The organism is Vibrio sp. 11986-1-5 (assembly GCF_963878025.1).
Classification (GTDB): Bacteria; Pseudomonadota; Gammaproteobacteria; order Enterobacterales; family Vibrionaceae; genus Vibrio; species Vibrio injensis.
This window is the reverse complement of record NZ_CAWNVW010000053.1, coordinates 105,612-123,647: the sequence shown is the minus strand read 5'-3', so window position 1 is coordinate 123,647 and position 18,036 is coordinate 105,612. Positions and strand designations below refer to the sequence as shown.

General features: G+C 43.1%; 13 protein-coding genes and 1 tRNA gene. 9 read left to right on the top strand and 5 right to left on the bottom strand.

Annotated features, from left to right (window positions below; translation table 11 throughout):
• Window positions 1-185: 185 nt before the first annotated feature.
• Window positions 186-262 (top strand) — tRNA-Arg (locus AACS00_RS15750).
• Between the two features lie 43 nt (window positions 263-305).
• Here the strand turns inward: AACS00_RS15750 and AACS00_RS15745 are convergent.
• Complete coding sequence (locus AACS00_RS15745) at window positions 306-1,862, bottom strand: methyl-accepting chemotaxis protein (RefSeq protein WP_072668587.1); 1,557 nt, start codon at window positions 1,860-1,862, stop codon at window positions 306-308.
• A 222-nt stretch (window positions 1,863-2,084) separates the two neighbouring features.
• Here AACS00_RS15745 and AACS00_RS15740 point away from each other — a divergent pair, with 222 nt between their 5' ends.
• Window positions 2,085-2,864 carry an EAL domain-containing protein gene (locus AACS00_RS15740; protein WP_110167951.1) on the top strand — a complete coding sequence of 260 codons (780 nt, stop codon included), beginning with the start codon at window positions 2,085-2,087 and terminating at the stop codon, window positions 2,862-2,864.
• 110 nt (window positions 2,865-2,974) lie between these two features.
• On the opposite strand, the gene AACS00_RS15735 is transcribed toward AACS00_RS15740, so the two are convergent.
• The 3 genes from AACS00_RS15735 to AACS00_RS15725 form a co-directional block, all read right to left on the bottom strand.
• Entirely contained in the window at window positions 2,975-4,240 is a 1,266-nt protein-coding gene (locus AACS00_RS15735; protein ID WP_110167950.1) for an SLC13 family permease, read from the bottom strand.
• A 411-nt stretch (window positions 4,241-4,651) separates the two neighbouring features.
• On the bottom strand, window positions 4,652-5,083 hold the full coding sequence (locus AACS00_RS15730) for an acyl-CoA thioesterase (protein ID WP_072668584.1): 432 nt from the start codon (window positions 5,081-5,083) through the stop codon (window positions 4,652-4,654).
• 176 nt (window positions 5,084-5,259) lie between these two features.
• Window positions 5,260-6,792, bottom strand: a complete 1,533-nt coding sequence (locus AACS00_RS15725; RefSeq protein ID WP_110167949.1) for a bifunctional GNAT family N-acetyltransferase/carbon-nitrogen hydrolase family protein — start codon at window positions 6,790-6,792, stop codon at window positions 5,260-5,262.
• A 269-nt stretch (window positions 6,793-7,061) separates the two neighbouring features.
• Here AACS00_RS15725 and AACS00_RS15720 point away from each other — a divergent pair, with 269 nt between their 5' ends.
• The gene (locus AACS00_RS15720) at window positions 7,062-7,829 is read left to right on the top strand and encodes a sugar transporter (RefSeq protein WP_110167948.1); all 768 of its coding nucleotides are present in this window, start codon (window positions 7,062-7,064) and stop codon (window positions 7,827-7,829) included.
• A gap of 86 nt (window positions 7,830-7,915) precedes the next feature.
• Here the strand turns inward: AACS00_RS15720 and AACS00_RS15715 are convergent, their stop codons facing one another.
• Window positions 7,916-9,283: an L-serine ammonia-lyase gene (locus AACS00_RS15715; protein ID WP_110167947.1), complete on the bottom strand. Its 1,368-nt coding sequence runs from the start codon at window positions 9,281-9,283 to the stop codon at window positions 7,916-7,918.
• Window positions 9,284-9,613: 330 nt separating this feature from the next.
• Here AACS00_RS15715 and AACS00_RS15710 point away from each other — a divergent pair, with 330 nt between their 5' ends.
• The 6 genes from AACS00_RS15710 (at window position 9,614) to AACS00_RS15685 (ending at window position 18,002) form a co-directional block, all read left to right on the top strand.
• Window positions 9,614-11,083, top strand: a complete 1,470-nt coding sequence (locus AACS00_RS15710) for a protein adenylyltransferase SelO (protein ID WP_072668580.1) — start codon at window positions 9,614-9,616, stop codon at window positions 11,081-11,083.
• Between the two features lie 576 nt (window positions 11,084-11,659).
• Window positions 11,660-12,961, top strand: a complete 1,302-nt coding sequence (gene tig / locus AACS00_RS15705) for a trigger factor (protein WP_072668579.1) — start codon at window positions 11,660-11,662, stop codon at window positions 12,959-12,961.
• Between the two features lie 111 nt (window positions 12,962-13,072).
• The gene (gene clpP / locus AACS00_RS15700) at window positions 13,073-13,699 is read left to right on the top strand and encodes an ATP-dependent Clp endopeptidase proteolytic subunit ClpP (protein WP_072668578.1); all 627 of its coding nucleotides are present in this window, start codon (window positions 13,073-13,075) and stop codon (window positions 13,697-13,699) included.
• A gap of 83 nt (window positions 13,700-13,782) precedes the next feature.
• A complete protein-coding gene (gene clpX, locus AACS00_RS15695) occupies window positions 13,783-15,063 on the top strand; it encodes an ATP-dependent protease ATP-binding subunit ClpX (protein ID WP_072668577.1) in 1,281 nt (426 codons plus the stop codon).
• A gap of 120 nt (window positions 15,064-15,183) precedes the next feature.
• The gene (gene lon, locus AACS00_RS15690) at window positions 15,184-17,535 is read left to right on the top strand and encodes an endopeptidase La (protein ID WP_072668576.1); all 2,352 of its coding nucleotides are present in this window, start codon (window positions 15,184-15,186) and stop codon (window positions 17,533-17,535) included.
• 194 nt (window positions 17,536-17,729) lie between these two features.
• On the top strand, window positions 17,730-18,002 hold the full coding sequence (locus AACS00_RS15685) for an HU family DNA-binding protein (protein WP_004395643.1): 273 nt from the start codon (window positions 17,730-17,732) through the stop codon (window positions 18,000-18,002).
• The last annotated feature ends 34 nt before the right edge of the window (window positions 18,003-18,036 follow it).

Sequence of the window (18,036 nt, the reverse complement as noted above, 5' to 3'; positions counted from 1 at the left end):
AATAGTGATGAGTCATGCTATTTTAATAAGACGTTATGCGGTTGGCTGACGACGACATCGTGAGTTATGTACACGTTAACCCGTTTTAAAATAGTACTTTTGCTTTATATTTAGGCACTTGATAGAAAATAACGGTCAAAAGCGTTGATTTACGCGGTTGAACTCGTATAATCCTCTCCCATAAAGCGCCCTTAGCTCAGCTGGATAGAGCACCTGCCTTCTAAGCAGGTGGTCACAGGTTCGAATCCTGTAGGGCGTGCCATATCTTAAGCCCCAGTACTTGTACTGGGGCTTTTTGATCGGCGCTATTGTTTGAAGCGCACGACAAGTTCGTGTAGATCGTCTGAAACCTTATCGACATCATTAATACAATCATTCAGCTGATTTGCGCTCCGTTGGGTGGATTCCGCTAAGTTGGAAATATTGACGATTTGCTGATTAACGTCTTCGGCGACATGGGCTTGCTGCTCAACCGCAGTAGCAATTTGTGCTGACATTTCAGCAATTTGCTCAACGGCTTGTGAAATACCTTCTAATACTTCACTACTTTTGAGTACATAGCTTAATCCTTCTTCAGCATTTTCAACGCCAACTTTGGACACTTTTACCGCTTGCTGAGCTCGACCAGTCAGTTCAGAAATAATATTGTGGATATCTTGAGTTGATTGCTGAGTTCGAGTGGCTAATACACGAACTTCATCAGCTACGACGGCGAAACCTCGCCCTTGTTCTCCGGCTCTCGCGGCTTCGATAGCCGCATTCAGTGCTAAGAGATTCGTTTGCTCAGCAATATTTTCAATGATTTGCGCAACTTGAGCAATTTTAGTGGTCTGCTCAGAAACACTTTCAACAGAGTGGCCAATTTGTTGCACTGTTTGTTTAAGCTTTTCAATCGAATCTCGAGTAATGTGAGCCGTTGTGACACCATGTTGGGTCAGAGTATTGGCTGTTGATGCTTGCCCCGCCGTATTATTCACATGCTCTGAAACATCGTTGATTGAAGTACTCATTTGGTTCATCGCCGCAGCGACAGTCTCGGTTTCAGCCTGTTGACGCGTGATTTCTTTACGGGCGCTTTGAGTTAAGCTTTGTCCGCGCTTCATGCCTGATGAAACGTCACTGGCCGCGTTTTCAATTCGTGCCAAAATGGTACTGAGGTGAGCGGCTTGACTGTAGAGGGAGACTTTAATCGCTCCTAGATCGCCGCGATCGCTGGTATAAGTGCTGACCGCTAACGGGTGGCTAAAGGAGCTTTTTAGTAGCTCACTGAGTGATGCAAACATTTTCTTGCGTGCGTATGATACCCAGCCTGAGAAAATAACAACACTGAGCAGAAGAAATCGCTCAGAGAGTTGGGGATAACCAAAATGCCATAGTACGATAGCGAACAAGAAAGCGATGCTTAACAATAAATATTCAGGGTTTGCGATAAAAGTGAGTGGTTTTGTCGATTTTCCAGACTTAATGCGTTGATAAAATTTTTCTGCTCTGGCAACGGCTTGTCTCTCTGGACTGGAGCGGACGGATTCATAACCGACGACTTTTCCATTTTTAGTAATAGGAGTAACGTAGGCATCTACCCAGTAAAAATCGCCATTTTTACAGCGATTTTTCACCAATCCCATCCAAGGTTTTCCTGCTTTTAGATATTGCCACATTACCTCAAACGCTTCAGCTGGCATGTCGGGATGGCGGACGATATTATGCGGTTGACCAATCAGTTCGTTCTTGCTGAAACCGCTGATGTCGAGAAAGGCATCATTACATTCCAAAATAATACCTTGGGTATCGGTCACCGTGATCAATTTGGTTTTGGGGTCAAAGGTTTTTTCTTTATTAGTTGTTGGTTGGTTATTACGCATAACGATATCCTAAGCAAGGGGATGCAGTGAATCAAATCCTTTCTATTTATAAGAGTAATACAAATTTTATAAACAGCTATGATGCAAGGAGGTTAATCTACGACGTTATTGAAAAATATAGACTGAAATGGGTTCGGTTTACTTTCAATGGGGCGCATTTTTTGTTTGATTATTATGCTACTATTTTCTGGCATGTTCGTTATTTTGATAAGGCTCGTAGTTATGACCTCTTGCTCTGATCCCATTTCTCGTGTCAGTTGTGCTCATTGCCAATCTCATGAAGGATTGGACTTTTCATTTACGATGGCGTTTCAACCGATCATTGATGTTAAAAATCGAATGATTTTTGGCTATGAAGCATTGGTCAGAGGCGAGCAGGAGCAGTCTGCTTACTCAATAATTTCTCAAATTAATGAGCATAACCGTTATTTGTTTGATCAAACTTGTCGAGTGAAGGCGATTCAGCTCGCTAGCCAACTAGGGTTAGATTCGATGTTGAGTATCAACTTTTTACCGAATGCGATTTATCAACCAGAACGCTGCTTGCGAACAACGATAGAAGCTGCTCAACGCTATGATTTTCCTATCTCACGGATTTTATTTGAATTTACTGAAGTTGAAAAATTTGAAGATACGACACACGTTAAACGAGTAGTGGAATATTATAAATCGTTGGGCTTTTTAACCGCGATTGATGATTTTGGTTCTGGCTATTCTGGTTTGAGTCTCTTGGCTGACTTTCAAACTAATATCGTTAAATTAGACATGCAATTGATTCGTGGTATTGATGCAGATCCGACTCGACAAAGTATAGTACGTAACTGTTTAACTATGTTTAAAGAGTTGAATATCACACCATTAGCCGAGGGAGTGGAAACACTCGGCGAGCTGAGTTGTTTAATGACACTTGGTGTTTCACTGATTCAAGGTTATGTCTTTGCTGAACCAGGTTTTGAGCGCTTACCTAAACCGGATATAGATTATATATTGAATAGCCTATAGCGGTGAAGACGAAATCGTATCGCATAAAAACGCTAAGTTACAAAGTTACTTAGCGTTTTTTGTTATTTTATCTCAGATATCCGTTTAAAGGGATTCTGTTAGGCTTCGTTTTAAATAATGACAACAATCGCCAATAGCACCAACAATCCTCCTAAAATGGAAGGGCGTTGGAAGCGGTTAGCTGCTTTAAGCTCTGAACCAGGAACAACGGGTACGGTGGTGGAAAGAGCTGCAACAGGTCCCCCCGTTAAGAAGTATTGCATGACCGCACAACCACCAGCCGCGGCCGCGGCGGCAGCAAGTGGAGAAACATCGTATTTCAGTACAATCGTCAGAAATGGTAATACAATGGCTGCTGATGCTGCGTTTGATTGAGTGATCAAACCAGCAATCGCTGACACTAACAGCATCACCACGATCGGTGCGTAGTTAAGCGCAGGATCAAACCAGTTGGCGACTATGTCTACGACACCAACATTACGAATGACAGTTGACATAAATAAGAAGCCGATAGTCGCAATGAGCGGGATAGCAACTCGTTGTACGCCTTCAAGCATCATTGACTCAGCTTGTCCCAGTGGTGTTTTGGCTAAAATGGCGACTAACAAAGCAGAGAACACACCAACTAAAAACACTGGATAACCGATAGTAAAACCAATCACCAAGGCAATGAAAGGTAAAATGGCGATTAAAAAGCTTTTGTCTTCATATTTATCTTTAATGTCTTGCAAAATGGCGTTGATTTGCTCTTGGGTATAAGTAATACCACTACGTTTTTGCTCAACGCGTAGACGCCAAAAGCTGATCGCAATGATTGATAAAGCGGTTACTGCGCCAATGACGTTGATCATACCAAAGCCAATACCAGCAGTCGCAATGACAGCAAGTAGGGTTGGGTGGGTGAATCCACCGAAGTTACCTAAATGACCAGCATGGGCTTGTAACCCAGCGACTTTATCTGGATTAACACCGAGTTTAATCGCGGCTGGACCCGTAATTACCGCAGTAATTGCGGGTTGAGTAAAGCCAGTCAGACCGCCAATCACGCCAGCAGCAACGGTACCTGCACTGGCAATGCCAGGGCCTCCCCCAAAGCGGCTACCCAACAAAATGATGCGTTGAATAATCACATTGAGGAAACCAGTTTTTTCCATCACACCAATAAAAAGTAATACACCCGCCATATCAGCAATCACGGGGTGTAAACTGCCGTTGACCATCTTCAAAATAGTAATATCCGCACCGCCGGTGACGGGGAAACCGGCCAGTAAAGCGGCCAATGTCGAGCCGATAATCGCGGTCATATACAGTGGCGTTCGACCACTGATCATTAATATCAGGGTAAGCCCGATAACTAGTTGTGCAATAAGTAACATAGTACCTCTCTTAATTTAGTAATTGACGATCCCTTCTCACTTGCCGTTGCCGAGGTATTGAATGTATCAATGACACTTAATCATAATGTTACCAATCTTAAGGCCACGGATTTACTGACCACCGACTCGCTATCTCATGTTGTCTGGGCATCGACGATGTTGATGATGAACCATTTTGAGCAGAGAATATCACCACTTCAGAGTTAGATAATGAGTATAAAGTGTTATAAAAAGTAATTACCTAGTGTTTCAGTCTGTAAGATGAGGAAACTATACCGAATTAAAGGGGGGTAATGATGACAATGATCATGGTTGTTGCCGAAAAGAGACGGCCTTTCTCGAAGAAAGGCCGTTTTGTCTAATAGCTCTCAAAATCATCTTCAAGCGATATCAGGTAGAAGGTGGTTGGTATCACGATGTTGCTTCAATCGTATTAATGGCGTGGATCAGTTTGTCGGATAGGTGAGCTTTTTGTCCGTTTGTGAAGTTAAACATGACTACGGTCGCCGAGCCGGTCGTGGTCACTTTGCCGATCTTTTTACTGACCGCTTGATACTCCATAGTAAAACGATCGCTTTGAATATCAACTACGCGTGAACCAATCAGTAAGGTATCAGGAAAGGTGACCGGGATTTTGTAACGGCATTGGGTTTCACTTAGCACTGGTCCGATACCTGTACTTTGCGTTTCTTCCATTAGGGCGACTTGTTTGAAATAGTCGATACGCGCGGTTTCAAAGTAACGAAAGTAAACAACATTGTTCACATGCTGTAGCGCATCCATTTCTCCCCAAGCTACGGGAATTTCGGTAATAACCGGAAAATCAGCGAGTAAATGTTCCATAAAAGTCAGTTCCTGTATTCGTGTGACTGGTTATTCTAGCGTGAACGACATGGATGATGGTTGTATTTTTAACATTAAATTAACGTTTTGAGTGGTGAGTAGCAAAGTTAAAGACAACCTACGGTGAATAATTTCATTTTTAACAGTGGGTTGCCTTTGGATATATTAAGGGGCGGTTAATGTTTAGGGTGAGTAAATCCACCGTACAGATCCATACGACGGTGGCGTAAATTAGTCACCGAGCCTTCAGTATTGAGCTGCTTCAGTTTATCGAGATCCACATCGGCAAAAATGATCATTTCGGTGTTAGGGCTTGCTTCAGCGATTGTTGCATCATGTGGAAAAAAAACATCGGACGGTGAAAATACAGCCGATTGCGCATATTGAATATCGACATTATCAACCCGTGGTAGGTTACCGACGCTTCCCCCGATAGCTACATAACACTCATTTTCAATCGCTCTGGCTTGCGAGCAAAGCCGCACACGTTGATAGCCATTTTTGGTATCTGTCCAAAATGGTACAAAAATAATTTGCACATCTTGCTCTGCTAGCATCCTTCCTAGTTCTGGAAATTCACTATCATAACAAATTAAAATCCCCACTCGTCCGGCATCGGTTTCAAATACGCGGACTTGATTGCCTCCATCAATCACCCAATCACGTTTTTCATGGGGAGTAATGTGTATTTTATATTGTTCGTCGATAGAACCATCACGATGCAGCAAATACGCTACGTTATACAATTGACCATCTTCTAACACTGGCATGCTGCCAGCAATAATATTGATGTTATAAGTGACGGCTAACTTTGATAAGTGATGTTTGATTTGTTCACTAAAAGAAGCAAGAAAACGAATCGCTTCGACGCTGTTTTGTTCACGTTTTAATCCCATCAGTGGTGCATTAAAAAACTCTGGGAACAGGGCAAAATCGGCTTGATATTTGGCTAATGAATCAATGAAAAACTCAGCTTGATCGAGCAAATCCTCTACGCCATCAACGGCGCGCATTTGCCACTGGATGATACCAATACGAACTAGCGTTTTTTCAACGTCGTGTACCGATTGAATATCTTCTTCATAGAAAAAATTATCCCATTCTAATAATGTTGCGTAGCCTTTTGATTGATCGTCTTCTGGGAGATAATGACGCATGATACGCTTAACATCAAAATCGTTCGCTAATTGAAAAGAGAGGATCGGATCGTGCAACTCACGGCGTTTTACTTTCTCAATATAGTTAGCAACGGGCATTTGATCGGCGTATTGAGCATAGCCTGGTATACGTCCACCCGCTAAAATTGCCTTAAGGTTATTACTGCGGCATAACTCTTTCCTCGCCGCGTACAATCGTCGTCCTAAACGTAAACCACGATAATCAGGATGAACAAACACATCTAAGCCATAGAGAGCATCACCGCTGGTTTTATGCTGAATAACATTATGCTCACTGATAATGTCAGTATAGACATGCGGTAGAGAGAATCGGTTGTAATCTACTTTAATGGTGAGAGCGGCACCGATGATCTTACCATCGTCTTCGATACAAATCTGCCCGTCGGGAAATTGATGAATGAGATCCATGATCGTCATTCGTGGCCAAGCTCCTCCCACATCATGGAAAACGAGATCCATTAATGCTGCCAACTCAGGATAATCGTTCTTTTCAATCACACGCAGAGTTAAGCGTGGCGCGATATTACTCATACTTTATTAACTCCTTTTTTAACCATACTGGCGAATTTATTGGCGTGATTCAAGTTGAAAGATGGTGAGCTAACGATTCGTTATCGTATTAGATGGTATGGATATGATTAATTTTATAACAGAAGTGTCAGTAACTTATTGCACAATCTGAATGCTTATCACGCGATTGCCGATGAAAAAATAGCCGCCATGGTCCATAGTACTAGCCTATTTTAGCCAACTGATAATAGATGGCATCTATTGGTTAACCATTCGATGAGGCCATGTCCATGAAATCCTGCCCATTACCGCTTTTATATACTTTAGTGAGCGCGGCACTGTTGATTAAACGTCAATGGCGGAAATTTTTATGGCTTTCTTGGCCACACCTAATGATCACTCAGTTAGGGGGATGGCTTCTTTCCAATTCGTTTTTCTCTGAGCAAATGCCTCTGGTGTTCCTAACAGGGGTAGTGATGATTGTTGTGACGGCTTGGGTTACAGTGAGAATGCATAGAGCGATTTTACTCGACCATCCATTCGAGATGAATCATCAACAACCCGTTTCTGGGCTAAGAGAATTGAGAGTCATCGGTTATTGGTTACTACTATTTTCGGGATTATTGGTCCTTATTTTTCTATTGATTTTTTCAGTCATGGCTTTATTTGAACTCTCTTTCTTTGGTTTAGCGTTGCTGTTTTTGCTGTTGGCTGTACCGGTTATTTGGTTATTTTCTCGCTGTCTGTTAGTTATTCCAGCGGCATCGATCGATGATGAACCACGTGGGCTCAGTACCGCATGGCGTTTGTCTCAGCCTTATCAGATATCCCTGTTTTTGCTCGTCGGTGTGCTACCTCTAGGGAGTGGGCTAGTGGTTTATCAATTTGCCCAATGGCATCAAAGTGTCAGTTTGTCATTGTTGGTTAATCTTTTGGGTTATGCATTTTGGATCTATGAGCTATGTCTATTGTCGCTCAGTTATCGATGGATTAAACAGCGTAAACAGATCGATAGTATGCTTGATACCTCGTCAAATAACCCCGTCTTCACGGATTAAAGAATAATGTTGGTATGGGTTAGAAGCGTCATATAGATAAGAGCCCTCCTTGGTTCTCATCTACATCTAGCGTGTCAAGGTAAGTATTATTCGCAAGGGGGAGCTAAGTGAATTAACGCTAAGCCTCCTAGCGCCGTTTCACGATATTTTTTATTCATGTCTTTCCCTGTCTGGAACATGGTCTCAATCACTTTATCTAAAGAGATTAGGCACTTACTTGTACGTTTCAGTGCCATGCGAGAGGCATTAATTGCTTTAACGGCCCCCATCGCATTACGTTCAATACAAGGAACTTGCACTAAGCCACCAATTGGGTCGCATGTCATGCCCAGAGAATGCTCCATAGCAATTTCTGCGGCCATACAAATTTGTTCATTACTGCCGCCACGTAATGATGTTAATCCTGCAGCTGCCATGGAAGAGGATACGCCTATTTCTCCTTGGCAACCGACTTCGGCTCCTGAAATTGAGGCATTCATTTTATACAGCATACCAATTGCTCCCGCGACGGCGAGAAAATCTTTAATCTGTTTAAGATCCAAAGGGCGAATAAAGCGATGATAATACATCAGCACTGCGGGTATCACTCCAGCTGCGCCATTGGTTGGGGAAGTAACGACTTGTCCTCCAGCCGCATTTTCTTCACTGACAGCAAAAGCAAATAAGTTAATCCAATCCATAACTTCTAATGGATCTTGTTCTATGGAGGCATTAGCTTCGAGTTTTTTCAAGAGCGCAGGTGCTCGGCGAGTCACATTGAGTCCGCCTTCTAAAATGCCTTCGGTTTCAAATCCTCGTTCCATGCAAGAGGACATCACTTGCCAAATCTGTTCTGATTTTCGGTCGATCTCTTGCCCATCACGCAAAGCAAGCTCATTACGAAGAACAAGGCCAGCGAGACTAAGCCCGTTACGCTGCGCTTTATTGAGCAAATCATCGGCGCAGGTAAAGGGAAATTCAACGTTAATGGGAGAAGCGGCGTGACCGTGTTCAAGTTGCGCGGCGGTCGCAATAAATCCCCCACCGATTGAGTAGTAAGTTTCAAAAGCGATAAGACGATGTTGCTGATCAAACGCGCTAAACGTTAGGCCATTTTCATGTAAAGGTAAGCTCTGTGGATGGAAAAGGAGATCATCTTGAGGAGAAAAAGGGATATTTTTTTTACCTGCTAAATTTAATGTAGCGGTTTGGTGGATGGTGTGTAAGTCCGCCTTCGCTTGTGTTATATCAATAGTATCTGGCTGATTACCGAGTAGTCCGAGCAATACCGCGCGATCGGTATGGTGACCTTTTCCTGTGAGTGCTAATGAGCCATACAGATCAATCTGGATTCTTGTCACCAATGATACATCTTCAATTAAGGATAAAAATTGAAAGCCAGCGATCATCGGTCCGTTGGTATGAGAGCTGGATGGCCCGACACCAACTTTAAAAATATCAAATATCGACAACATAATGTTTCCTTTATTGGTGTAATGCATTTGGCTAGGTTGATTAAGTATATACCCTTCCGGTGTGAAGCTACTGCGCTATTGACAGCGTTTGTTCATCCTAATTTATCGTTATGAGGATTCACGGATTTGCTACCTCGCAGCCCTCCTAATCATTAAGGAGATAGTACTTTTTTTCTTGTTGTACGAAAGCGACGTGGCAATCAGTGAAAGACGGTTTGGATGAGTCGATGATTTATCGAAAACCGAGTACGCAGAGGATAATATAAAACCTAGTATTTTACTCAGGTATTTGCTATTTTTTCGCAAAATACCACCAAAAGAGCAGCATTGATGTCCATCTGGCAAAACACGACACTGACCAATCGTTACCATGCGTTACCCAAGGTTTTTTATCGAGAAGTTACGCCTGAGCCACTCGATAATCCGCAGTGGGTAGCATGGAATGCTAAGTTTGCTACTCAGTTCGGTTTACCCGATACACCCGATCAAGAACTGCTTGTTTGTTTCTCGGGGCAACAGATGCCGGAGAGTTTTAAACCACTGGCAATGAAATACGCGGGTCATCAATTCGGGGTTTATAATCCAGATTTAGGCGATGGGCGAGGTTTGCTATTAGCTGAAATAACCAGTCTCTCAGGGGAAGTCTTTGATCTGCATTTAAAAGGTGCTGGGCTTACTCCTTATTCACGGATGGGCGATGGGCGAGCGGTCTTACGTTCGACCATCCGTGAATATTTATGTAGTGAAGCCATGGCTGGGTTAGGCATGGCCACTACTCGAGCTTTGGGGATGATAGCAAGCGATACATTAGTCTATCGTGAGCAAGCAGAAAAAGGCGCTTTATTAGTCAGGATGAGCCAAAGCCATGTGCGTTTTGGCCACTTTGAGCATTTCTTTTATACTAATCAAATCAATGAACTACGTTTATTAGCCGATAAGGTTATCGAGTGGCATTATCCACAATGTCTGCAAACGGAGCACCCTTATGCTGATTGGTTTGCCCAGGTTGTTGAGCGAACCGCAAAGATGATTGCTCAATGGCAAGCGGTCGGTTTTGCTCATGGGGTAATGAATACGGATAATATGTCTATTCTTGGACAAACGTTTGATTATGGTCCTTTTGGGTTTTTAGATGATTATGACCCAAGTTTTATTTGTAACCACTCGGATTATCAAGGCCGTTATGCGTTTAATCAGCAACCAAGAATAGGTTTATGGAATCTATCTGCTTTAGCACACGCTTTATCACCGCTTATTGATCGTGCCGATTTAGAACAAGCATTGAGCCGTTATGAACCATTACTTAATCAATATTTTAGCGAGCTAATGCGTCAAAAATTAGGTTTATTGATGGCACAACCTGGGGACAGAGAGTTATTCGAACAGCTATTTACGTTACTTTCGAAACACCGAGTCGACTACACGCGTTTTATGCGTCAGTTATCGTGTTTAGATCATGCTGATGAACAAAGCGTTATCGATCTCGTTGCCGATAGAGACGCTGGTCAGCGGTGGCTAGAGCGTTACTTGCAGCGTTGTCAGCAAGAGAGAGATGCTCAGGGCTATTCGCTCTCAGCTTCTGAGCGTTGTGTAACCATGCGTAAGCATAATCCGAAATACATTTTACGAAATTACTTGGCACAGATTGCGATTGAACGCGCTGAGCAGGGGGACTATCGTGAACTGGAGCGCTTAACCAACGTGTTACGCGATCCTTTTTCAGAACAAGTTGAGAACGAGCATTACGCTCAGTTACCTCCCGATTGGGGAAAGACGCTGTCGATAAGCTGCTCCTCTTAGACGATGTTTTCTTGCACCTCGACGTTGCGATAGGGCCTTTCAACGTCGGACCTTTATCCCACTCTCATCTCATGTCGACAATGTCTTGTGACCTTAAGATTTATCATCGTGAGAGATCTCCGTCGGGTATTGGATTTTTTAAAGTATAAAAGTAAGAGCAAGATCTCTTTTTATTGATTTGGAGAAAAAAAGCCCTCGATTCTCTTGAAAAAGCCTTTATTGTCCCCATTTCGATTACAGCGCATTGAAACGATGTGATGAATTTTTTAGCACTTAGGCGAGTTTTTATTAGATTGACAGATTCCGGCTTGGGGTTTAACTCGACAGCAAAAGCTTGGGTCGGTAGAATGTCGCGTCTAAATTTTGGTCCTGAGACTAATCAGAGATACCTTTATTCGGCGCAAATCGGCAAAGATATCACTCATTAGTCCGGCGTGAAGGTGAGTTAACTGGATACGCCGATGCTCAATGTTTTATCGCTAAGTGTTCAATCGAGCACCACACAAGGATGCAGCCAGTCAATGTATTGGCTCATGATGCTCAGTAATACTGAGCCAGTTTTGAGGTTTATAAATAATGCAAGTTACTGTTGAAACGCTAGAAGGCCTAGAGCGCCGTCTCAATATTACTGTTCCAGCTGCAAACATCGAAGATGCGGTGACAGCGGAACTACGCAACATCGCGAAAAACCGTCGTTTCGATGGTTTCCGTAAAGGCAAAGTGCCAATGAAGATGGTTGCTAAGATGTACGGCAAAGCAGTACGTCAAGATATGCTTGGTGAAGTGATGCACCGTCACTTTATTGAAGCTATCGTAAAAGAAAAAATCAACCCAGCGGGCGCACCAACGTTTGCTCCTGTTTCAATGGAAGAAGGCCAAGATTTGGTGTTCACTGCAACTTTTGAAGTTTATCCAGAAGTTGAGTTGAAAGGCCTAGAAAATATTACAGTAGAAAAACCAGCCGCAGAAGTGACCGATGCTGATGTCGCTGAAATGCTAGAAACGCTTCGTAAGCAGCAAGCGAGCTGGGTAGAAGTTGATGAAGCGGCTGAAGAAGGTAAGCGTGTTTCTATCGATTTCATCGGTTCGATTGACGGTGAAGAGTTTGAAGGTGGCAAAGCTGAAAACTTCCCACTAGAAATGGGCGCAGGCCGTATGATCCCTGGTTTTGAAGACGGTATTGCTGGCAAAACTAAGGGTATGGAATTTGAAATCGACGTGACTTTCCCAGAAGATTACCATGCGGAGAATCTAAAGGGTAAAGCGGCCAAGTTTGCTATCAAAGTAAATAAAGTTGAAGCGCGCGAGCTACCAGAATTAAACGATGAATTCGTTGCTAAATTTGGCGTTGCAGATGGCGGCCTTGAAGGTCTTAAAGCTGAAGTACGTAAAAACATGGAACGTGAGCTAAAGCAAGCGATTAAAAACCGTGTAAAAGAGCAAGCGATTGAAGGTTTAGTGAAAGAGAATGAACTACTGGTTCCTTCTGCTTTGGTTGATCAAGAGATCAACGTGCTACGTCAACAAGCTGCACAACGTTTTGGCGGTAACACTGAAGCGGCTAACCAACTTCCACGTGAGCTATTTGAAGAACAAGCGAAACGCCGTGTTGTTGTTGGTCTACTACTTGGTGAAGTGATCCGTACTCAAGAGCTGAAAGCGGATGAAGAGAAAGTAAAAGCGATCATCGAAGAGATGGCAACCGCTTATGAAGACCCAAGTGAAGTGATTGCTTACTATCAACAAAATGAGCAAATGATGAACAATATGCGCAATGTTGCTCTAGAAGAGCAAGCGATCGATGCCATCATTGCTAAAGCACAAGTGACTGAAAAAACCGTTAGCTTTAATGAGCTAATGAACCCAGAAGCGGCTTAATTTTAGTCGGTGATCAGCAAGAAGGGTTGACGAAACCTTGACTCTTCTGCTAACAATGGTCCGTGTGATGCCCATCATTCGGGCCATTTATTTTAGGGATATAAAAAGACTATGAGCTACCAAGAAAAAAATGCAATGTCGCCAATTATTGACGCGCTAGTACCCATGGTGGTGGAACAAACTTCTCGTGGTGAGCGCTCATACGACATCTATTCTCGCTTATTGAAAGACCGGGTGATTTTTCTAACGGGTCAAGTGGAAGATCACATGGCAAATCTTGTCGTGGCTCAACTGCTTTTCTTAGAATCTGAAAACCCAGATAAAGATATTTTTCTGTACATCAACTCACCCGGTGGTAGCGTAACCGCAGGCATGTCAATTTATGACACGATGCAGTTTATTAAACCAAACGTAAGCACTCTGTGCGTTGGACAAGCTTGTTCTATGGGCGCGTTTTTATTGGCAGGAGGAGCACCAGGTAAACGTTACGTTCTGCCTAACTCACGAGTCATGATTCACCAACCACTCGGTGGATTCCAAGGACAAGCATCGGATATTCAGATTCATGCACAAGAAATTCTGAGCATCAAAAACAAATTAAATACACTGCTTGCAGAGCATACTGGACAGCCATTAGAAGTCATCGAACGTGATACTGATCGTGATAACTTTATGTCAGCTCAGCAAGCGGTCGATTACGGTCTTGTTGACGCGATACTGACCCATCGCGGTGAATAACAATCGTAATAATTGATTAACGCAATTTGAGGTAAATTGTTATACACTCAAATTATCAAGAGTAAAGGCTAAGAGGTTAGCGAATGACAGATAAAAGCAAAGAGGGTAGTAGCAGTAAGCTACTGTACTGCTCTTTCTGTGGCAAAAGCCAGCACGAAGTTCGCAAGCTAATCGCAGGTCCTTCAGTCTACATTTGTGATGAATGTGTCGATCTTTGTAACGATATTATTCGTGAAGAGATCAAAGATGTATTACCGAAGAAAGAGTCGTTGGCGTTACCAACACCGCGTGAAATTCGTGAACATCTTGATGACTATGTGATTGGCCAAGAACACGCGAAAAAAGTGCTCGCTGTTGCGGTATATAACCACTATAAGCGTTTACGTAATGGTGATACAACCAGTGACGGTGTGGAACTCGGTAAAAGTAATATTCTACTGATTGGTCCAACCGGTAGTGGTAAAACACTGTTGGCAGAAACGTTAGCTCGCTTTTTGGATGTGCCATTTACCATGGCCGACGCTACCACCCTGACTGAAGCAGGCTATGTGGGCGAAGATGTTGAAAACATCATTCAAAAATTGCTACAGAAATGCGATTACGACGTGGCAAAAGCCGAGCGCGGGATCGTGTATATCGATGAAATCGATAAGATTTCACGCAAAGCAGAAAATCCGTCGATCACTCGAGATGTCTCTGGTGAAGGCGTTCAACAAGCACTGCTGAAACTGGTCGAAGGTACCGTTGCTTCTGTGCCGCCACAAGGTGGACGTAAGCATCCTCAACAAGAGTTTTTACAGGTTGATACCTCAAAAATCCTCTTCATTTGTGGTGGTGCTTTCTCTGGTTTAGATAAAGTCATTGAGCAACGTGTGGCCAAAGGCACTGGAATTGGTTTTGGTGCTGAAGTCCGTTCAAAAGACAGCAGTAAATCATTGAGTGAATTATTCACCCAAGTTGAGCCAGAAGATTTGGTTAAATACGGTTTGATTCCAGAGTTCATTGGCCGTTTACCAGTGACAGCCACCCTGACTGAGCTGGATGAGAAAGCCTTAATTCAAATCTTATGTGAACCTAAAAACGCATTGACTAAACAGTACGCGGCTCTTTTTGAGCTTGAGAAAACAGAACTTGAATTTCGTGAAGATGCTTTACGGGCTATCGCGGCTAAAGCGATGAAACGTAAAACGGGTGCACGTGGTTTACGTTCAATTCTTGAAAATGTATTGTTAGAAACCATGTATGAACTTCCTTCAATGTCAGATGTTGAAAAAGTCGTCATTGATGAGTCAGTGATTAATGGTGAGTCAGAGCCGCTACTTATTTACTCTGGAAATGAGAGTCAGGCTGCAGGCGCTGAGTAAAAAGTGTTCAACCATTTTTAAAAGGAGGTAGTCATACCTCCTTTTTTTAATTCCGTCATTGAATCCAGTTAGTTAGGCCCCATATACTCCGATATACATAAAAGCGGAAGAGAGAATAATATGAACTTGGAACGTTCCGAGCGTATCGAGATCCCAGTACTACCTCTGCGCGATGTGGTGGTATACCCACATATGGTCATTCCTCTGTTTGTTGGCCGTGAAAAATCCATCCAATGTTTAGAAGCAGCGATGGATAACAACAAACAAGTGCTCTTGGTTGCTCAAAAACAAGCTGAAACCGATGAGCCTAAAGTTTCCGATCTATTTACAGTGGGAACGGTAGCGACCATTCTTCAACTATTAAAACTGCCAGACGGTACGGTCAAGGTGTTAGTTGAAGGTCAGCAGCGCGCAAAAATCAATCAATTTCATGAGGGTGATTTTTTCTCAGCAGAGGCTGAGTATCTGCTGACATCAGAGTTGGATGAAAAAGAACAAGAAGTGATTGTTCGCAGTGCGATCAATCAATTTGAAGGTTTTATCAAACTGAATAAGAAAATCCCACCTGAAGTACTTACTTCGTTGAATGGGATTGATGAAGCGGCTCGCTTAGCTGATACCATCGCGGCCCACATGCCTTTAAAATTGGTGGATAAGCAAAAAGTATTAGAAATTTTAGACATCTCTGAGCGTTTAGAGTTTTTAATGGGGCAAATGGAGTCAGAGATCGATCTGTTACAGGTTGAGAAGCGTATTCGCACTCGAGTGAAAAAGCAGATGGAGAAATCTCAGCGTGAGTATTACTTGAATGAGCAAATGAAAGCCATTCAAAAAGAGCTCGGTGAGATGGATGACACACCGGATGAATTCGAAACTCTGCAAAAGAAAATCGATGATTCAAAAATGCCTAAAGAAGCTCGCGATAAAACCCAGCAAGAGCTACACAAACTCAAAATGATGTCACCGATGTCTGCCGAAGCCACAGTGGTGCGTAGTTATATCGATTGGATGGTCAGCGTGCCTTGGACTAAACGTTCTAAGGTTAAAAAAGATCTCGCCAAAGCTGAAGAGATTCTTAATGCTGATCATTACGGCTTAAAACGGGTTAAAGAGCGCATCTTAGAGTATCTTGCGGTGCAAACTCGGATCAATAAACTCAAAGGCCCTATCCTGTGTTTGGTTGGACCTCCAGGGGTTGGTAAAACGTCATTAGGTCGTTCTATTGCATCTGCAACGGGACGCCAGTATGTGCGTATGGCATTAGGTGGAGTACGTGATGAAGCGGAGATTCGTGGTCACCGTCGTACTTACATTGGTTCACTGCCGGGTAAATTAATCCAGAAAATGGCTAAGGTTGGGGTGAAAAACCCACTCTTCCTGTTGGATGAGATTGATAAAATGTCTTCAGATATGCGCGGCGATCCCGCTTCTGCGCTATTAGAAGTCTTAGATCCAGAGCAGAACAATTCGTTTAATGATCATTATTTGGAAGTGGATTACGACTTATCTGACGTAATGTTTGTGGCGACATCAAACTCGATGAACATTCCTGGACCCCTGTTGGATCGTATGGAAGTGATTCGTTTATCTGGCTATACCGAAGATGAAAAACTCAATATTGCTAAGCGCCATTTGGTGAATAAGCAAATTGAGCGCAATGGATTAAAACCCAGCGAGATCATCATCGAAGATTCAGCCATCATCGGCATCATACGTTATTACACACGTGAAGCTGGTGTACGTGGATTGGAACGCGAAATTTCGACAATTTGTCGTAAAGCGGTGAAAAAGATCTTGCTTAATGCCTCGGTGAAAACCGTTACGGTTAACCAAGAAAACTTAAAAGAGTTTTTAGGGGTACAGCGGTTTGATTACGGTAAAGCCGATGATAGCAACCGTATTGGTCAGGTGACAGGATTAGCGTGGACAGAAGTTGGTGGTGACTTACTGACGATTGAGACTCAATCGATGCCTGGTAAGGGTAAGTTAACTCAAACAGGCTCGCTTGGCGATGTAATGCAAGAATCGATTCAGGCCGCCATGACCGTTGTTCGTTCTCGAGCCGATAAATTAGGCATCAATAGCGATTTCTACGAGAAAAAAGATATTCATGTCCATGTTCCTGAAGGTGCCACTCCGAAGGATGGGCCAAGTGCGGGTATTGCAATGTGTACCGCACTGGTATCTAGCTTAACGGGTAACCCTGTTAAAGCTGAAGTTGCAATGACAGGAGAAATCACTTTGCGTGGTGAAGTTCTTCCAATCGGCGGCTTAAAAGAGAAGTTGTTAGCCGCGCATCGTGGTGGCATAAAAATGGTGTTAATTCCAAAAGACAATGAACGTGATTTGGAAGAGATCCCAGATAATGTCATCGCGGATCTGCAAGTGATCCCTGTCCAGTGGATCGATGAAGTATTACAGCTTGCTCTAGAGAACGACCCTGCCGGGGTTAGTTTTGCTGTTGTAAAATAGTGATGTGTAGCAAAAATAACTAAAAGATTACGCTGATAGGTCGAAAAAGGCTTGTCAGCGTTTTTTTTGGGAGCTAACGTTACCAACTATGGCTTAAGCCCTGTTGTAATAAGGCATTAAGCCTGTTTTTAATCTTAATGGAACGAAATCGGCACCGAACAAAACAATAACTTGGTGACCAAAGGGGAATTACAGTGAATAAGACACAACTAGTAGAAAAAATCGCAGAAAATGCGGATATCTCAAAAGCATCTGCAGGTCGCGCATTGGATGCATTTATTGAAGCAGTGACTGATACACTTCAATCTGGTGATCAAGTAGCATTAGTGGGTTTCGGTACTTTCTCTGTCCGCTCACGCGCTGCTCGTACTGGTCGTAACCCTAAAACGGGTGAAGAGATCCAAATTGCTGAAGCTAAAGTACCCGCGTTTAAGGCTGGCAAAGCTTTAAAAGACGCTTGTAACTAATACAAGGTGTTTTTTGCCGTTTTAACGCAAAAAT